16 protein-coding genes are annotated in these 16,950 nt (G+C 64.6%); 6 read left to right on the plus strand and 10 right to left on the minus strand.

Annotated features, from left to right (window positions below):
- Positions 1-76: 76 nt before the first annotated feature.
- From F6X61_RS21575 to F6X61_RS21585, 3 genes are all read left to right on the plus strand, one after another.
- Positions 77-703, plus strand: a complete 627-nt coding sequence (locus tag F6X61_RS21575; RefSeq protein WP_153788452.1) for a DNA-3-methyladenine glycosylase — start codon at positions 77-79, stop codon at positions 701-703.
- Between the two features lie 155 nt (positions 704-858).
- The gene (ada, locus tag F6X61_RS21580; protein WP_153788453.1) at positions 859-1,917 is read left to right on the plus strand and encodes a bifunctional DNA-binding transcriptional regulator/O6-methylguanine-DNA methyltransferase Ada; all 1,059 of its coding nucleotides are present in this window, start codon (positions 859-861) and stop codon (positions 1,915-1,917) included.
- A gap of 54 nt (positions 1,918-1,971) precedes the next feature.
- The gene (locus tag F6X61_RS21585) at positions 1,972-4,374 is read left to right on the plus strand and encodes a DUF3772 domain-containing protein (protein WP_153788454.1); all 2,403 of its coding nucleotides are present in this window, start codon (positions 1,972-1,974) and stop codon (positions 4,372-4,374) included.
- A gap of 137 nt (positions 4,375-4,511) precedes the next feature.
- Here the strand turns inward: F6X61_RS21585 and F6X61_RS21590 are convergent, their stop codons facing one another.
- The gene (locus F6X61_RS21590; protein ID WP_153788455.1) at positions 4,512-5,729 is read right to left on the minus strand and encodes a DUF3422 domain-containing protein; all 1,218 of its coding nucleotides are present in this window, start codon (positions 5,727-5,729) and stop codon (positions 4,512-4,514) included.
- A 355-nt stretch (positions 5,730-6,084) separates the two neighbouring features.
- Here F6X61_RS21590 and F6X61_RS21595 point away from each other — a divergent pair, with 355 nt between their 5' ends.
- Both F6X61_RS21595 and F6X61_RS21600 read left to right on the plus strand, forming a co-directional pair.
- The gene (locus F6X61_RS21595; protein WP_081100214.1) at positions 6,085-6,375 is read left to right on the plus strand and encodes a DUF1778 domain-containing protein; all 291 of its coding nucleotides are present in this window, start codon (positions 6,085-6,087) and stop codon (positions 6,373-6,375) included.
- Complete coding sequence (locus tag F6X61_RS21600; protein WP_153788456.1) at positions 6,333-6,854, plus strand: GNAT family N-acetyltransferase; 522 nt, start codon at positions 6,333-6,335, stop codon at positions 6,852-6,854. The genes F6X61_RS21595 and F6X61_RS21600 overlap by 43 nt, the downstream gene beginning before the upstream one ends.
- Before the next feature lie 151 nt (positions 6,855-7,005).
- On the opposite strand, the gene F6X61_RS21605 is transcribed toward F6X61_RS21600, so the two are convergent.
- The 3 genes from F6X61_RS21605 to F6X61_RS21615 form a co-directional block, all read right to left on the minus strand.
- Complete coding sequence (locus F6X61_RS21605) at positions 7,006-8,436, minus strand: aldehyde dehydrogenase family protein (RefSeq protein WP_153788457.1); 1,431 nt, start codon at positions 8,434-8,436, stop codon at positions 7,006-7,008.
- 13 nt (positions 8,437-8,449) lie between these two features.
- A complete protein-coding gene (locus F6X61_RS21610) occupies positions 8,450-9,949 on the minus strand; it encodes a cytosine permease (RefSeq protein WP_153788458.1) in 1,500 nt (499 codons plus the stop codon).
- Positions 9,950-10,035: 86 nt separating this feature from the next.
- The gene (locus F6X61_RS21615) at positions 10,036-10,425 is read right to left on the minus strand and encodes a nuclear transport factor 2 family protein (protein ID WP_153788459.1); all 390 of its coding nucleotides are present in this window, start codon (positions 10,423-10,425) and stop codon (positions 10,036-10,038) included.
- A 370-nt stretch (positions 10,426-10,795) separates the two neighbouring features.
- On the opposite strand from F6X61_RS21615, the gene ycaC reads away from it, so the two are divergent.
- Positions 10,796-11,416 carry an isochorismate family cysteine hydrolase YcaC gene (ycaC, locus tag F6X61_RS21620; protein WP_125860386.1) on the plus strand — a complete coding sequence of 207 codons (621 nt, stop codon included), beginning with the start codon at positions 10,796-10,798 and terminating at the stop codon, positions 11,414-11,416.
- A 24-nt stretch (positions 11,417-11,440) separates the two neighbouring features.
- Here the strand turns inward: ycaC and F6X61_RS21625 are convergent, their stop codons facing one another.
- The 6 genes from F6X61_RS21625 to F6X61_RS21650 form a co-directional block, all read right to left on the minus strand.
- Complete coding sequence (locus F6X61_RS21625) at positions 11,441-12,601, minus strand: MFS transporter (RefSeq protein ID WP_153788460.1); 1,161 nt, start codon at positions 12,599-12,601, stop codon at positions 11,441-11,443.
- A 293-nt stretch (positions 12,602-12,894) separates the two neighbouring features.
- Complete coding sequence (locus F6X61_RS21630; RefSeq protein ID WP_153788461.1) at positions 12,895-13,191, minus strand: cupin domain-containing protein; 297 nt, start codon at positions 13,189-13,191, stop codon at positions 12,895-12,897.
- A 201-nt stretch (positions 13,192-13,392) separates the two neighbouring features.
- A complete protein-coding gene (gene ychF, locus F6X61_RS21635) occupies positions 13,393-14,493 on the minus strand; it encodes a redox-regulated ATPase YchF (protein WP_153788462.1) in 1,101 nt (366 codons plus the stop codon).
- Positions 14,494-14,516: 23 nt separating this feature from the next.
- Positions 14,517-15,101 (minus strand): aminoacyl-tRNA hydrolase, encoded by a 585-nt coding sequence (gene pth, locus F6X61_RS21640; RefSeq protein ID WP_110995623.1) that lies wholly within the window; start codon positions 15,099-15,101, stop codon positions 14,517-14,519.
- A 79-nt stretch (positions 15,102-15,180) separates the two neighbouring features.
- Positions 15,181-15,768, minus strand: a complete 588-nt coding sequence (locus tag F6X61_RS21645; protein WP_153788463.1) for a 50S ribosomal protein L25/general stress protein Ctc — start codon at positions 15,766-15,768, stop codon at positions 15,181-15,183.
- Positions 15,769-15,888: 120 nt separating this feature from the next.
- Positions 15,889-16,830 carry a ribose-phosphate pyrophosphokinase gene (locus tag F6X61_RS21650; protein ID WP_099773531.1) on the minus strand — a complete coding sequence of 314 codons (942 nt, stop codon included), beginning with the start codon at positions 16,828-16,830 and terminating at the stop codon, positions 15,889-15,891.
- Positions 16,831-16,950 lie beyond the last annotated feature (120 nt).

Raw genomic sequence — 16,950 nt, forward strand, 5'->3', positions numbered from 1 at the left:
CAATGCGCAAGATTGAGCGTTTCGCCGATGAACGGTTGCGCTAGGCTGAAGTCTTTCAGCCTGTTCGAGCCCCTTGATGATCCTTGCAGACCTTACGCCCCGTGCCTTCACGGCCGCCGCCGAGTTTCTGGCCGGGCAGGACCCGGACTGGGCGCGGCATATTGCCGCAACCGGCCCTTGCCTGCATGCCGCCACCCCGGGGCGTGAACCCTATGAAGCGCTGGTGCGGGCCATTGCCTACCAGCAGCTGCATGCGCGGGCGGCGGAGGCGATTCTTGGGCGATTGCTGGCGCTGTTTCCCGGGCAGCGCTTTCCAGCGCCCGAGCAATTGCTACGGGTCACGCCGGAGGCGATGCGCGCCTGTGGGTTTTCCGCCAGCAAGACCGCGACCCTGCAGGGCATTGCCCAGGCCAGCCTGGACGGCATCGTGCCCAGCCGCGACGAAGCGCTGACCCTGGCCGATGATGCACTGATCGAGCGCCTGGTGACGCTGCGCGGCGTGGGGCGCTGGACGGTGGAGATGCTGCTGATCTACAGCCTGGAACGTTCGGATATCCTGCCGGTGGATGACTTTGGCGTGCGCGAGGGGTATCGGCGGATGAAGGGCTTGGAGAAGGCGCCGACGCCTGCGCGGATGCGGGCGCTGGGGGAAGCGTGGAGCCCGTACCGGACGGTGGCGGCTTGGTATCTGTGGCGCGCATGACTCATCGCGGGGCAAGCCCGCTCCCACGCCAGATCTCGATCCACGTGGGAGCGGGCTTGCCCCGCGATGGGGCCGGTGTAATCACCGCAAGAATCGGAGTTCGGCGTTCTGCCTGTCCAGGCAAGGTAACTGCAGCGAATCAAAGGAGCGACGCCATGACCCTCGTCCCCAGCTACACCACCGACGCCGAGCGCTGGCACGCCGTGCAAACCCGCGACAGTGCCGCCACCGGCCACTTCGTCTACGCCGTGCGCACCACTGGCGTGTACTGCCAGCCGGCCTGCTCGTCGCGCCTGGCCAAACGCGAGAACGTCGAGTTCTTCATTGACGCCCAGCAAGCCGAGGCGGCCGGTTACCGTGCCTGCAAACGTTGTGCGGGTGGCACCCACGCGGTACGCCGCAGCGAAGTGGTGGCCCGCGCCTGCCGCCTGATCGAAGCCAGCGACACGGCACCCAACCTCGACCAACTGGGCGCCGAGCTGAGCCTCAGCCCCTTCCACCTGCACCGCCTGTTCAAGGCCGAAACCGGCCTTACTCCCAAGGCCTATGCCTCGGCCTTCCGCGCCCGGCGCCTGCGCGAAGGGCTGGAGGCGGCCGCTAGTGTCACAGAGGCCATCTATGACGCCGGCTACAACTCCAACAGCCGCTTCTATGAAAGTGCCGCCGAGCGCTTAGGGATGCACCCCCGTGAGTACCGGGCCGGCGGGCAGGGCGCGACCATCCGCTTTGCGCTCGCCCAGTGTTCACTCGGGGCGATCCTGGTGGCGCAGAGCGAGCGCGGTATCTGCGCGATCCTGCTGGGCGATGAACCCGAGCCGCTGCTCCAGGACCTGCAGGACAAATTCCCCAAAGCCCAGCTGATCGGTGGGGATGACGCCTTCGAGCGCCTGGTCGCCGAGGTGATCGGTTTTGTCGAAGCGCCGGCGCTGGGCCTGGCGCTGCCATTGGATGTGCAGGGTACGGCGTTCCAGGAGCGGGTCTGGCAGGCCTTGCGCGAAGTGCCGGCGGGCAGCCGGGTCAGCTACACCGACATCGCCGAGCGCATCGGCGCGCCCAAGGCCGTGCGCGCCGTGGCCCAGGCCTGCGCGGCCAACACGATTGCGGTGGCCATCCCCTGCCACCGCGTAGTGCGCCGCGATGGCGATCTCAGCGGTTACCGTTGGGGGGTGGAGCGCAAACGCCAGTTGCTGGCCCGAGAAACGGCACCCTCCTGAGCGGCCGGACCGCGTAGAATTCACGCCCTGTCGAGTTGTATAGAGGAACATTCGATGAGGCGTGTCAGCCTTGACCGATTCTATGTGGGGATTTTGGCCCTGCTACTGTGGGTGGCCGTACCCGCCTGGGCTGCCCCCGTCACCCCGGTGTCGCGGCTGGCCGTGGCCGAGCAGCAGGTGCTGGACGAGAACGCTGGCCTGGAAGAGTTGAGCGAACGGCTCGACCAGATCCGCCAGGGCGTCACCAGCAACGCCAACGATGACCTGCTCGCGCAGTTGCGCCAGTCGGCCCTGCAGGTGCAGCGCCAGGCTGATGTGCTGGTCACCGCGCGTACCGCCGATGTGCAGCGCCTGGACGACCAGCTCAACGTGCTCGGCCCGCCGATGCCGGAAGAGGCCCAGAGCCTGACCCGCCAGCGCAAGCAACTGACCGATCAGAAGAACGCGGTGCTTGCCGAGCAGAAGGACACCACCGCGCTGGCCCAGTCGGCCCGTGACCTGTCCACGCAGATCGTCAACCTGCGCCGCAGCCTGTTCAACTCGCAGATCACCAGCCGCGCCGCCAGCCCGCTGAGCCCGGCGTTCTGGTCGAGCCTGATCCGCCCCACCGATGACGATGTGGCCCGCCTGCGCGACCTGCGCGCAGAGGCCGCCGACGCCATGGCCAGCGCGTTCAGCGCCGAACACCGCTGGTTGTTCATCAGCGCCCTGGTGGCCGCCGTACTGGTTTGGACCCTGGTGCGCCGGGTGCTCGAGCGCTTGCTGGCCAACGCCATGGTGCGCTGGCTGCCCGTAGGCCGGCTGCGCCGCAGTGCCTTGGCCGTGAGCGTCAGCCTGGCAACCCTGGGCACCATCTCCGGCTCGGTGTCGTTGCTGCGCTGGGGCCTGGAAAGCAGCGCCGAGCTGGGCACCGACCTGGCCAGCCTGACCAATCATGTCCTCGCCCTGGTGGTGTTCAGCGCCTTCATCTCGGGCCTGGGCCGCGCCATGCTGATGCTGCAGCGCCCGTCGTGGCGCCTGCCGCCGATTGCCGATGAAGTGGCCAGCGCCCTGGGCTGGTTCCCCAAGGTACTGGCGCTGGCGCTGATGGTGATGCTCACCCAGGAACGCATCAACAGCGTGATCGGCACCAGCCTGGCGCTGACCCTGGCCACCAACGGCCTGACCGCGCTGGTGGTGTCGCTGCTGTTCGTGGCTGCGCTGGTGTGCTACCGCCGCGCCCGTCGCCAGCATGGCCTGGAACGCCCCAAAGGCCTGACCGGGCTGATCCCGTTCGTGATCGTGGTGTGGGTGGTGGCGATCCTGCTGACGCTGGTGACCGGCTACCTGACGCTGGCCTACTTCCTCACGGCCAAGCTGCTGTGGATCAGCGTGGTCACCGTGTGTGCCTACCTGCTGGTCACTGTATTCGGCGATCTCTGCGAAACCTTGCTTTCGCCACGCCAACCCGGTGGCCTGGCACTGGCTTCGGCGTTGGGCCTGCAACAGCGCCACCAGGCGCAGGCCAGCACCATCCTGGCCGGTATCGGCCGCACTGTGCTGCTGTTCGCCGCCGCCTTGCTGGTATTCATGCCTTCGGGTACCAGCCCGGGTGAGCTGCTGCTGAGCCTGGCCGACTGGGACGGCACCGGCGGCAAGGTGCTCGGCAATCTGAACATCGTGCCTCAGGACATCCTGATGGCCGTGGCCATCTTCATCGGTGGCTGGTTCGCCATTCGTGTGGTCAAGCGCTGGCTCAGCGATCGCCTGCTGCCCGAAACCGACATGGACGCCGGCATGCGTGCCTCCCTGGTGACCCTGGTGGGTTACCTGGGCTTCCTGTTCCTGGCCATGCTGGTGATGTCCACCCTGCACATCAACCTGACCAGCCTGACCTGGGTGGTCAGTGCGCTGTCGGTCGGTATCGGTTTCGGCCTGCAGCAGATCGTGCAGAACTTCATCTCCGGCCTGATCCTTTTGACCGAACGCCCGGTGAAAGTGGGCGACTGGGTCAGCCTGGCCGGTGTGGAGGGTGATATCCGCCGTATCAACGTGCGCGCCACCGAGATCCAGATGTCCGACCGCTCGACGGTGATCGTGCCCAACTCGCAGTTCATTTCGCAGAACGTGCGCAACGTGACCATGGCCAATGCCCTCGGGGTGGTCGGCATCACCCTTACACTGCCGCTGGAGACCGATCCGGCCAAGGTGCGCGAAGTGTTGCTGGCGGCCTACCACGAGCATGAGTCGATCCTCGATGCGCCGGCCTGTTCGGTGACGTTCAAGGACCTGACCAGCAGTGGCATGGTGATTGGCGTAAGCGGCTACGTGGCTTCGCCGCGGCAGGTGTCGAGCACCCGCAGCGACTTATTGTTCACCATCCTCGGGCGCCTGCGCGATGAGGGCATTGCCCTGTCCTCGCAGCAGACCATGGTGCTGGTGCAGGAGAATGGCCGCCCGGCCGACGAGCCGGCGTGATGCTGTACAAGCAACTGCCTTGTGTTGCTTGTGCTGGCCTCATCGCTGGCAAGCCAGCTCCCACAAGATTGAACTAAGCGCGGTCGAGGTGGGAGCCGGCTTGCCGGCGAAAGGGGCGCAAGGCGCCCCCTGGCCTTTCAGTGCTGCTTGGCGCGCCTGATGCGCAGCAGGATCACCAGCAATACCAGCAGCACCGGCGGCGCCATCCCCAGCAAGGCTTCGCGCGCCGCCAGCCCCGCGCCCAGTACGTTCAGCCCGCCATACAGCAGCTTGAACAGGTTCAGCAGGTAGTACGTGATCGCAATGATCGACAAGCCTTCCACCGCCCGCTGGATCTTCACCTGGGCATCGGCCCGGGCATTGAGGCTTTGCAGGATCCCGGCATTCTGTTCTTCCATCTCCACCTGCACCCGCGCCTGCAACAGGTCGCCGAGGTTGGCCACGTTCTTTGCCAGTTGCTCCAGGCGCTGCTCGGTGGCTGCGCAGTAGCGCACGGTAGGCTTGAAGCGCCGCTCGATGAACACCCCCAGGCGCTGGCAATCGCCCACATGGCTTTCACGCAGTTCGCCCAGGCGCTCGAACACCAGTTGCGCATAGGCCTGGGTGGCGCCGAAGCGGTGGCGGGTCTTCACCGTGCGGCTGACCACCTGGCGCGACAGCAGGGCGATGGCTTCGAGCAACGCCTTGGAGTCATGCCCGGCGGCACTGGCGCCGCGTTCGGACAGGCTCACCAGGGTCTTGTCGAAGGCGTCCAGCTCATGGCTCAGGGCCTTGGCCGTGTCCAGGGTCAGCGAGGCCATCATGCGGTAGGTCTCGATCTCCAGCAGGCGGCGGATCATGCGGCCCTGGCGGTAGGCGTTGAGGCGGCGGTTGATGAACAGGAAGCGGTTGGTGCCGTCGGCGGTCAGGCGGAAGTCGCTCCACACCGCGGCATCCCCACCGCCGACGCAGGAACCGCAAGGGTCCTTGAAGCCGTAGCGGGTGAGGTCCAGGCCCTGTTCATCGCGTACCAGCACCTGCACCGCGTTGATCACCTGCGCTGCCTGCGGGGCGATGGCCTTGGCCAGCACTTCTGGCAGCACCTGCCAGTCGCTGTCGCTGCTGGCGCAGGGCACGACCAGGGTCAGGGTGAAGAACTCGGTGTGCCGTTCCCATTTGAACGGATGGCCTTCGAGCTGGGTGATGCCCTGGGCGGCGTACGGGTCGGGCGCCTCGGGGCAGCAGCGCTGCAGCAGCGACTGGCAGGCCGTGTCACCGCCGAGCAGGGCGAGGTGGAAGACATGGGCCGGGCCGTCGAAATACAGCGACGGGCGGGCGTGCAGTTCGTTGTGCAAGGTGGTGCGTTGAGGGTGCATGGGAGGCTGGCCTGGTGTTGTGGTTATGGGGCTACCAGGAAGTGGGACTTTGCGGGGAGGGGGGAAAGTCACGGGGGCGATGGATGATTGGGTGAGGGCTGCGAAGTGCATGCCTGGGCATTTGCAGCGCTCTGCACCCTGTAGCCATGACGCAGCTGAAGCAACTGGTTCCAATCTCAGAATGTCCTGACGTGCAAGCCAAAGCGAGCAAGGTCAATCTAAGCATCCACATGAGCAGCCTAAACGTAACGCAAATTGATACCTGGCTATACATTTGCGTTACGCAGGAGTAGCCTTTGTCTGGTCGACATCCTTCGTCGATTCAGTGCCCCGTGGGATGGGCTGGGAGTCACCAATGAGCGATTTACAGATCAAGGATCGGAGCAAGGCCGTACCGTTGAACATGAGGGTGGCCGAGCACCGCAGAGACCTCATCGATGCCGCCGTGGAGATTGTGGGCGGTGACCGCACCAGCTTCGTTCTCGATGCGGCTTGCCGACGCGCTGAGGAAGTACTGATGGAGCGCCGGTTGTTCCTGCTTGATGACGAAGCCTTCGATCAATTCACCCAGGCGCTTGAAGACAGCCCCATCAGGAGCAATGAATGCGTGAAGAAGCTGTTGGCAAGGCCGAAGCGCTGGAGCTGAGCGCTCCGCAGAAGCTCGAAGCCTTTCATGAGCTAGGTCAGTTCGACTGTGGAGAGGCGTCGATCAATGGCTACCTTCGCGAAAAGGCTTACAAGGCGCAGATAGCAAAGCACGCGGTGGTGTATGTCACCTGCTTCAAGGGCACGTCGGTTGTGGCAGGTTACTACACGCTTTCGACGGGGTCTGTGGCGCGTGCCCATGGTTCTTCCGCAAGTGTGCGACGCAATGCCCCAAATGATTTGCCGGTGATGGTGTTGGGGCGAATGGGGGTAACCCTGAGCGCTGCTGGGCAAGGGGTCGCCACGGACCTGTTGCAGGATGCTGTCGAGAGAGCTCTGGTTGCGTCCGAGATCGTCGGAAGTGTTGCAATGATCGTGCACCCGCTTGATGAGCGTCTGGAGCGCTTCTATGCCAAAGCTGCGGGGTTCACAGCCTGTCCACAGCTGTCACCGAAGACGATGATGCTTGCACTTCGGTGAGACTCACTTGTCAGCGTGAAACAAAAGGCCCTTGCCGTCTGAGCCGGCAAGGGCCTTTTCGTCATTGGGATCAGCCCTTTCAGGGGCCTTGGGCACTAGGGCCGTTGACCGAGTGAGGGCGCTGAAAAACCCTCGCCGAGCAACTACCCCATCACCCCAAACACCGCGTCACATGCTTCACCGACAGATACCCCGACAACCCCCAAGGCCCGAGCTCGCGCCCAATCCCGCTGCCCTTGGTCCCGCCCCAGGACGTCTCGACGAACACCGCCTGCACCGAGTTGATCCACACATGCCCTACCTCCAACGCATCGGCCACGCGCTCGGCGCGTTCCAGGTCGGCGGAGCACACGGTAGCGACCAGCCCGAAGCGGCTATCGTTGGCCTGCACGATGGCCTCGGCTTCGGTGACGAAGCGCCGCGCGCACAGCACCGGGCCGAAAATCTCCTCGCCCCACAGGCGGCTGCTCTCAGGCACGTCCACATACAGCGTCGGGCTGACGAACCAGCCGTCGCGGTCCAGCGCCGTGCCGCCGGCCAGGCACTTCAAGCCTTCCTCGCGGGCCTTGGCGAAGTAGCTGGCGACCTTGAGCCACTGCGCCTGGCTGGTCAGCGGCCCCATGTCCACTTCCTCGTTCAGCGGATTGCCGACGCGCAGCTTCTCCAGCGCCTCCTGCAAGCGCGGCAGCAACGCATCGGCGATGCCGTCCTGCACCAGCAGGCGCGAGGTGGCCGAGCACATCTGCCCGGCGTTCCAGGTGATGCCGGCGACGATCCATTCCACTGCCTGGTCGACGTCGCAATCGTCGAACACCACGATGGCCGACTTGCCACCCAGCTCCAGCGTCACCGGCCGGCATTGCGCGGCGGCTGCACGCATCACCTGGCTACCGACGCCGTTGCTGCCGGTGAACGACAGCTTGTCCAGACCGTTGTGGCCGCTCAGGGCGGCGCCGGTCTCGGCCTTGCCGTTGACGATGTTCAGCACGCCGGCCGGCAGGCCCAGTACTTCGGCGATCTGGCCGTAGGCCTGCTCGATCAGCGGGGTCACTTCGGAGGGCTTGAGCACCACGGTGCAGCCGGCGGCCAGGGCCGGGGCGAGCTTCCAGGCGCTGGTCACCAGCGGGAAGTTCCACGGCACGATCAGGCCGACCACGCCTACCGGCTCCAGGCGGGTGCGGGAGCTGAAGCCCGGTGCGGCCAGCGGCACGTCGCGGTTTTTTTCCGGCAACTGTTCCGCCAGGTCGGCGTAGTAGGCGAAGGTGGCGATGGCGTCGTCCAGGTCGATCTCGGCCTCGTGGCGCGGCTTGCCGTTGTTGCGCATCTGCAAGGCGATCAGCTCGTCGCGGCGCTGGCCCAGTTGCTCGGCGAAGCCGCGCAGGTAGGCGGCGCGCTCGGCGGCGCTGACCGTCTTCCAGGACGCCAGCGCACGGCGTGCGGCGGCCACGGCCTGGTCGACCTGGGCCGTGCTGGCGGCCATCAGTTCGGCGAACGGCAGGCCGTCGGACGGGTTGTGCACAACGATGCAGTCGCTGCCCTGGCCTTCGACCCAGCGGCCGTCGATGTAGTGAGAAGTGGTCATGGTCGGATTCCAGTCAGGCCATTTCGGCGGTGGTCACGGGCTTTACCGGCGTGCTTTTGCAACGCACCCAGCGCGGGCCTTGCGGGCCGTACACGCCAGCCGGTTCAGGGAACAGGTTGAGCAGGATCAGGTACAGCACGGCGGCGATACCGAGGGTGACCGGCAGGCTCAGGTCGATGCCGCCGGCCAGTTCACCCAGCGGGCCGACGAACTGCCCAGGCAGGTTGACGAAGCACAGGCCGACCAGCGCACTGGGGATCCATGCGCCCATGCCGCGCCAGTTCCAGCCGTGGCAGAACCAGTAGTGGCCGCCTTGCTGGCCACGGGTGAACACCTGCAGGTCGTCGGCGTGGTAGAAGCCGCGGCGGGTGATCAGGCCGAGGATCATGATCACCATCCAGGGGCTGGTGCAGGTGATGATCAGCACGGCGAAGGTCGACACGCTCTGTACCAGGTTGAAGGTGAAGCGGCCGATGAAGATGAAGCCGATGGCCAGCACGCCGATCAGCAGCGTGGCCGCGGCGCGGCTGAGCAGGCGCGGGAACACGCTGGACATGTCCAGGCCGGTGCCGTACAGCGCCGTGGTGCCGGTGGACATGCCGCCGATCACCGCAATCAGGCACACCGGCAGGAAGAACCAGCCCGGCGAGATGGCCAGCAGGCCACCGACGTAGTTGTTGGCGGCGATGTAGTCCGGCGCCTGGCTGGCCACCAGGGTGGCGGTGCACAGGCCGAACAGGAACGGGATCAGCGTGGCCACCTGGGCCAGGATCACCGCCAGCATGATCCGCGACTTCGGCGTGGCACGCGGGATGTAGCGCGACCAGTCACCGAGGAAGGCACCGAACGACACCGGGTTGCTCATGGCCAGGATCGCCGCACCGACGAACGCCGCCCAGAAGCCGGCCTGGCCGAGGTTGACGCTGCCGGCGTAGCCCGCGTCGAACGGCCCGGCGAAGGCGAAGATGCCCAGCAGGAACAGCAGGCTCGAGGCCCACACCGCGATCTTGTTGACCCACAGCATGAAGCGGAAACCGAAGATGCACACCACCAGCACCAGCACGGCGAACAGGCCGTAGGCCAGGCCCAGGGTCAGGTCGGTTTCCGGCAGGCCGACCAGGCGCTTGGCGCCGCCGACCAGGGCATCGCCCGAGCTCCACACCGACAGCGAAAAGAACGCCACGGCGGTCAGCAACGACAGGAACGAGCCGACGATACGCCCGTGCACGCCGAAATGCGCGCCGGACGATACCGCGTTGTTGGTGCCGTTGAGCGCGCCGAACAGGCCCATCGGCGCAAGGATCAGCGCGCCCACGCCGACGCCGAGCAAAATCGCCCACACGCCGGCCTGGAACGACAGCCCGAACAGCACCGGGAAGCTGCCCAGTACGGCGGTGGCAAAGGTGTTGGCGCCGCCGAAGATCAGGCGGAACAGGTCAAGCGGGGCAGCGTCGCGTTGATCGTCGGGGATCTGTTCGACGCCATTGGTCTCGATACCGGTCGAGTGGCTCATGGTGGTGCTCCAGCGCGTATGTTGTCGGCCGTCGGGCGGCCTTGTTGTGGGTGCGATGGCAGTGCGGCAGGGCCGCTTGAAAGGGATCAGGCCGGCGAGACGACCGACAGGTGCTCGTGGCAGGCCAGCCAGCGCTCGCCGTGGCGGCGGAAGACGATGGTCTCGCGCTCGTTCAGGTCGAGGGTTTCACCGGCGACGCGCAGGCGCGTGGCCACGTCGTGCATGAAGATCGCCACGTCGCCTTGCAGGCTCACCTGCACATTGCTGGATTCGCAGCCGAGCACGGCAAAGCCGTCTGCCTGCCAGGAGGCCCAGAGTTCTTCATAGGCGCGGCGCGACAGCAGCGGTTGCGCCAAGGTGTGGAAAAGGAAGGTGGCGTCTTCGCTGAAGCAGGCGAAGTAGCGGGCGGTGTCATTGCTGGCGAAGGCGGCAACGAGGTCGGCGGCGGCCTGCCGTACCTGGAGTGTCTGGTCCACGGGAGTGGCCTCACGGTTTATTGTGATTGTTGGTGAAGCGATTCTGGTGGGGGCGGCGAAGGGGACAAATCGCTGCGCGCAAATAATCAGTTCAGAAAACTGTGAACTGATGGATAGATCACCCGACCCTGCGTTCTTTAGCCGAGCACCGCCCGTGGGAGCGGGCTTGCCCCGCGATACCGGCGCAGCCGGTGCCATCCATCGCGGGGCAAGCCCGCTCCCACGCATTCAGGTAAACCAGCTAGCCCGTGCAAACAGCGCAGTCAGAACGCTGAAGTCATGAGACGCCCTGAGCCGACTGACGGTCGGCCTTGTGCGCGTTGATTGCCTACGCTGGAAACTCCCTACCTGCAAAGCAAGGAGTTCAGCCATGGCGTTCCAATACAAGCGACTGGACAAGAACAACGCTGCCGTCCTGCTGGTCGATCATCAGGCCGGGTTGCTGTCGCTGGTACGCGACATCGACCCCGACCGGTTCAAGAACAACGTGCTGGCGCTCGCCGACCTGGCCAAGTACTTCAAGCTGCCGACCATCCTCACCACCAGCTTCGAGACCGGCCCCAACGGCCCGCTGGTGCCCGAGCTCAAGGCACAGTTCCCCGATGCGCCGTACATCGCTCGCCCCGGCAACATCAATGCCTGGGACAACGAAGACTTCGTCAAGGCGGTGAAGGCCACCGGCAAGAAGCAACTGCTGATCGCCGGGGTGGTGACCGAGGTCTGCGTGGCCTTCCCGGCGCTCTCGGCGCTGGAGGAGGGCTTCGAGGTGTTCGTGGTCACCGATGCCTCCGGCACCTTCAACGAGTTGACCCGCGACTCGGCCTGGCGGCGCATGGAGGCTGCCGGTGCGCAGCTGATGACCTGGTTCGGCGTGGCCTGCGAACTGCACCGTGACTGGCGCAACGACATCGAAGGGCTGGGGACGTTGTTCTCCAACCATATCCCCGACTACCGCAACCTGATGACCAGCTACGACAAGCTGGCCAAGTAAGCTTTCGACTGGCGCAGTGAGCGATCACTGCGCCATTTCCAACGCCCCGGCCCGTGGCATGGCCGACCAGATCGCCAGCCCTGCCGCCAGTGTCGTCAACAGTGCGCCGGCCCAGGGGGTAGCGGCCAGCGTCGAGCCGCTTATCACCACGCCACCGATGGCCGAACCCAGCCCGACCCCCAGGTGCATGGCCGACATGTTCAGGCTCATGCCCGCCGGGAAGGTATCTTCCCCACGCTTGGCCAGGTAGCTCTGCACCACTGGCGAAGTGGTCCAGCTCAGCCCGCCCCAGAGCATCATCACCGGCAGGAACAGCCAGGGTGTGCCCGCGCTCAGCGGTAGCAGCAGCAGGCTGGCGAGGTACAGCAAGGGCGCCAGCAGGATGGCCTTGGCCACACCCAGGCGATCGGCCATCCAGCCGCCGATGTAACCGCCTGTCACACCGGCGATGCCGAATGCCGCGAACAGCGCTGCCAGCCATTGGGCCGGCACTTGGGCGACCTGCTGGGCGTAGGGCGCCAGGTAGGCGAACACGGTGAAGTGCCCGGCGATCATCAACAGCGACACGCCCTGCGCGGCCGTCAGGCGGCTGTCGCGCACGTGGCGTATGTAACTGGCCAGGGCGATGCGCTCGTCGCTCTGCAGCGTCGGCAGCCCGCGCCAGGCCATCAGCAGCACTGCCGCCGCCAGGCCGCTAAGGCCAACGAACACGCCGCGCCAGCCCAGGGCGTCGGACAACAGCATGCCGGCCGGCACGCCCAGTATCAGCGAGCTGCAGATGCCCATGAAGATCACCCCGATGGCGCGCCCGCGCAGGGCTTCAGGTGCCAGGCGCGTGGCCATCAAGGTGCAGGTCAGGCAGGTCAATGCGCTGGTCGCGGCCATGCCGATGCGGGTGATCAGCAGCACGGTGTAGCCGGGCGCCCATGCCGCCAGCAGGTTGCACAGGGCGAACAGCGCCAGGGTGGCGCACAGCAGGCCACGCAGCGGCAAGCGTGTGGTAAGCAGGGGAGAGAAGGGCGCGGCGAGGGCGAAGCTCAGGGAGAAGACGGTGGTCAGTTGCCCGGCTACGCCGAGCGGAACGTCCAGGCCATCGGCCAGTGCCGGCAGGATGCCGACGGTGATGTTTTCGGCCATGCCGGTGACGAAAGTCGCCAGGGCCAGCAGCCAGATACGCGGGTCCATGTGTTGCCTCCGATAAACAGGCCGGCCAAGGTCCGGACCCATTAGTCCCGACGGTTGACCAGCGGTGGTCAGGTCCATCGGGTTTCGAGGCAGTGCTTCGGTTATCCCGGTTCAAGCAGGGAAGGAGTGTAGACGGTTGTGCTGCGGGGGTGAAGTGAGCGCACGACGACAATGCCTATCGCCGGCAAGCCGGCTCCCACCTCGACCACGCCGACCTCAAGGCTTGCGCATACCCTGTGGGAGCTGGCTTGCCAGCGATGGGGACAGTGCGGGTAGCCAGGCGGGCGGCTCTGCTATTTGAGCTCGGTCTCGATGAACACCACTTCATGGTCGCTGGCATTGATCACGTTGTGCTCGACGCCGGCCTTGCGGAAGTAGCTCTGGCCCGCCACCAGTGGCGCGCGTTTCTCGCCCTCGGGCGTTTCCAGCAGCAGGGTGCCGTCGGTCATCGGCACCACCACATAGTCATGGCCATGCAGGTGGCGGCCGGTCTCGGCGCCGGGGGCGAAGCGCCATTCGGTGACGATGACCTCGTCGGTATTCACCTGCACGGTGGGGACGGCCTGGGGGCGTTGAATTGTTTGTGTCATGGGAGCATGCCTGTTCACGGAAAGGCGACTAGCCTGGGCCGCTGCAGAGCAACTTTAAATGCAACAGTGCTGGCAGTCAGTTGCGCTGACACTCAACTTTCCCCTGCATAAAAGCATCGCGGGGCAAGCCCGCTCCCACGTGTCCAGTACAGACTGCGTGGGAGCGGGCTTGCCCCGCGATAGGGAGACGCCGAGCTGTGCTTAGACGTTGAAGCGGAAGTGCATCACATCGCCGTCCTTGACGATGTAATCCTTGCCTTCCAGACGCCATTTGCCGGCTTCCTTGGCACCGCCTTCACCCTTGAACTGGATGAAGTCGTCGTAGGCCACCACTTCGGCGCGGATGAAGCCTTTTTCGAAGTCGGTGTGGATCACGCCCGCGGCCTGTGGCGCGGTGGCGCCGACGCGTACGGTCCAGGCACGTACTTCCTGCACGCCGGCAGTGAAGTAGGTCTGCAGGTTGAGCAGCTCGTAACCGGCGCGGATCACGCGGTTCAGGCCAGGCTCTTCCAGGCCCAGGGCCTCGAGGAACATGTCCTTCTCTTCGCCATCATCCAGCTCGGCGATTTCGGCTTCGATCTTGTTGCACACCGGCACCACGACCGCGCCTTCTTCCTCGGCGATGGCCTTGACCACGTCCAGGTGCGGGTTGTTGTCGAAGCCGTCTTCGGCCACGTTGGCGATGTACATCACCGGCTTGCTGGTCAGCAGGTGGAAGCCACGGATGACGGCTTTCTCGTCGTCAGCCATGTTCTTCATCAGGCTGCGTGCCGGCTTGCCTTCGGTGAAGTGCGGGATCAGCTTCTCCAGGATCGCCTTCTGCGCCAGGGCGTCCTTGTCGCCGCCCTTGGCATTGCGGGCGACTTTCTGCAGTTGCTTCTCGCAGCTGTCGAGGTCGGCGAAGATCAGTTCGAGGTCGATGATCTCGATGTCGCGCTTGGGGTCGACGCTGTTGGAAACGTGGATCACGTTCTCGTCTTCGAAGCAGCGCACCACGTGGGCGATGGCGTCGGTCTCGCGGATGTTGGCGAGGAACTTGTTGCCCAGGCCTTCACCTTTCGAGGCACCGGCCACCAGGCCTGCGATGTCGACGAATTCCATGGTGGTCGGCAGGATGCGGTTCGGTTTGACGATCTCGGCCAGCGCATTCAGGCGCGCGTCGGGCATCGGCACGATGCCGCTGTTCGGCTCGATGGTGCAGAAGGGGAAGTTCTCAGCCGCAATACCGGACTTGGTCAGGGCGTTGAACAGGGTGGACTTGCCGACGTTGGGCAGGCCGACGATGCCGCAATTGAAACCCATGGGTATTCCCCTTACTAGAGTTGTCAGGCCTTCTGGCTGTGCAGCTCGCGCATCGCCTTGGCGAAGTCGCCAGCGAGCACGTCCGGCAGCACACCGAGGGCATAATCGATGCTGGCGTCGAGCTTCTCCTGTTCGGCGCGCGGTGCGCGGCCCAGGACGAAGTTGGAGACCAGCTTGGCGTCGCCCGGGTGGCCAATGCCAAGCCGCAGGCGGTGGAAATCGTTCTGGTTGCCGAGCTGCGCGATGATGTCGCGCAGGCCGTTGTGCCCACCGTGGCCGCCACCGCGCTTGAGCTTGGCGACGCCGGGAGGCAGGTCGAGTTCGTCGTGTGCCACCAGAATGGCCTCCGGCTTGATCCGGAAGAAATTGGCCAAGGCCGCCACGGACTGGCCGCTACGGTTCATGTAGGTGGTGGGGATCAGCAAACGAACGTCGTTGCCCTGATGGCTGAATTTAGCCGTCAGGCCGAAATATTTGCGGTCAGCGGTCAAGGAGACGCGCTGGGCGCTGGCTACGCGTTCAACGAAAAGAGCCCCTGCGTTATGCCGGGTCTGTTCGTATTCGGGGCCGGGGTTACCCAGGCCAACGATCAACTGGATGGCGGTCACGTCAGGGGCTCTTTCCTTGGAGTTGGTGGGTTACAGCGCCGGGCACTGTAACCCCTTCAACACCGGCTTGCCGAGTAGATTACTCAGCAGCGCCTTCAGCGGCTACGCGCGGGGCGTGGACGTTGGCAACAGCTTTGTCATCACCGTGGGCCAGAGCAACGAACTCTACGCCTTTCGGAGCTTTCAGGTCCGACAGGTGGATGATCGCGCCGACTTCGGCGTTGCTCAGGTCAACTTCGATGAACTCAGGCAGATCTTTGGCTTCGCAGGAAACTTCGATCTCGGAAACAACGTGCGAGATTTCGCCGCCTTTCTTGATCGGGGCTTCTTCGCCGACGAAGTGAACTGGAACCTTGGCGGTCAGCTTCTGGCCAGCAACGACGCGAACGAAGTCGGCGTGCATGATGTAGCCTTTGGCTGGGTGACGCTGCATGGCCTTGACCACGACGTTCTGCTTGGCGCCGTCGACGTTCAGCTCGATAACGTGGCTGAAGGCAGCTTCGTTTTCGAACAGCTTGGCGATTTCCTTGGCCACGATGGTCAGGGATTGGGCTTCTTTATCGCCACCGTAAACAACGGCAGGGATGTTCAGCGTGTGACGCAGGCGGCGGCTCGCACCTTTCCCCAGGTCAGTACGCGCTTGGGCGTTCAGGATGAAGTCAGTCATTTTGTTTCTCCAAAATAGCCTCCCGAAAGGCGTTTGCGACCAGCGCCAGACGGGGATGGCAAAAAAGCCCCGCCCCAACACAGGTTGGGGCGGGGCGCTTCACATCAACACGTGTCCCGCTTAGCGGAACATCGCGCTGATCGATTCTTCATTGCTGATGCGGCGTACCGCTTCAGCCACAACCGGTGCGATATCCAGCTGGCGGATACGGTCACAGGCTTGAGCAGCGGCGGACAGCGGGATGGTGTTGGTCACCACCAGTTCGTCCAGTACCGACTTCTCGATGTTCTCGATCGCGCGGCCCGACAGGACAGGGTGCGTGCAGTAGGCGTAAACCTTGGCAGCGCCGTGTTCTTTCAGGGCTTTGGCCGCGTGGCACAGGGTGCCGGCGGTGTCGACCATGTCGTCTACCAGGATGCAGGTGCGTCCTTCGACGTCGCCGATGATGTGCATAACCTCGGAGTGGTTAGCCTTCTCGCGGCGTTTGTCGATGATCCCGAGATCAACACCCAGGGACTTGGCGACGGCACGGGCACGTACCACACCACCGATGTCCGGGGAGACGATCATCAGGTTCTCGAAACGCTGGTCTTCGATGTCGTCGACCAGTACGGGCGAGCCGTAGATGTTGTCGACGGGGATATCGAAGAAACCCTGGATCTGGTCAGCGTGCAGGTCGACGGTGAGTACACGGTCGATACCTACGACAGTGAGCATGTCAGCGACGACTTTGGCGCTGATGGCTACACGTGCCGAACGCGGACGGCGGTCCTGGCGGGCGTATCCGAAGTAAGGAATCACGGCGGTGATTCGGGATGCTGAGGAGCGGCGGAAGGCATCGGCCATCACTACCAGTTCCATCAGGTTATCGTTGGTCGGGGCACAGGTCGGCTGAATAATGAAGACGTCTTTACCGCGGACATTTTCATTGATCTCAGTGCTGATCTCGCCGTCGGAGAATTTACCGACAGAGACGTCACCGAGAGGGATATGCAGCTGACGTACGACACGCCGAGCCAGATCGGGGTTAGCGTTCCCCGTAAAGACCATCATCTTGGACACGCGCAGTACCTGAAGGCTGAGGGTATACCTGGATGAGTATAGGAAAATGGCAGGGGCGGCTGGATTCGAACCAACGCATGGCAGGATCAAAACCTGCTGCCTTACCGCTTGGCGACGCCC

The organism is Pseudomonas sp. EMN2 (assembly GCF_009650555.1).
Classification (GTDB): domain Bacteria; phylum Pseudomonadota; class Gammaproteobacteria; order Pseudomonadales; family Pseudomonadaceae; genus Aquipseudomonas; species Aquipseudomonas sichuanensis.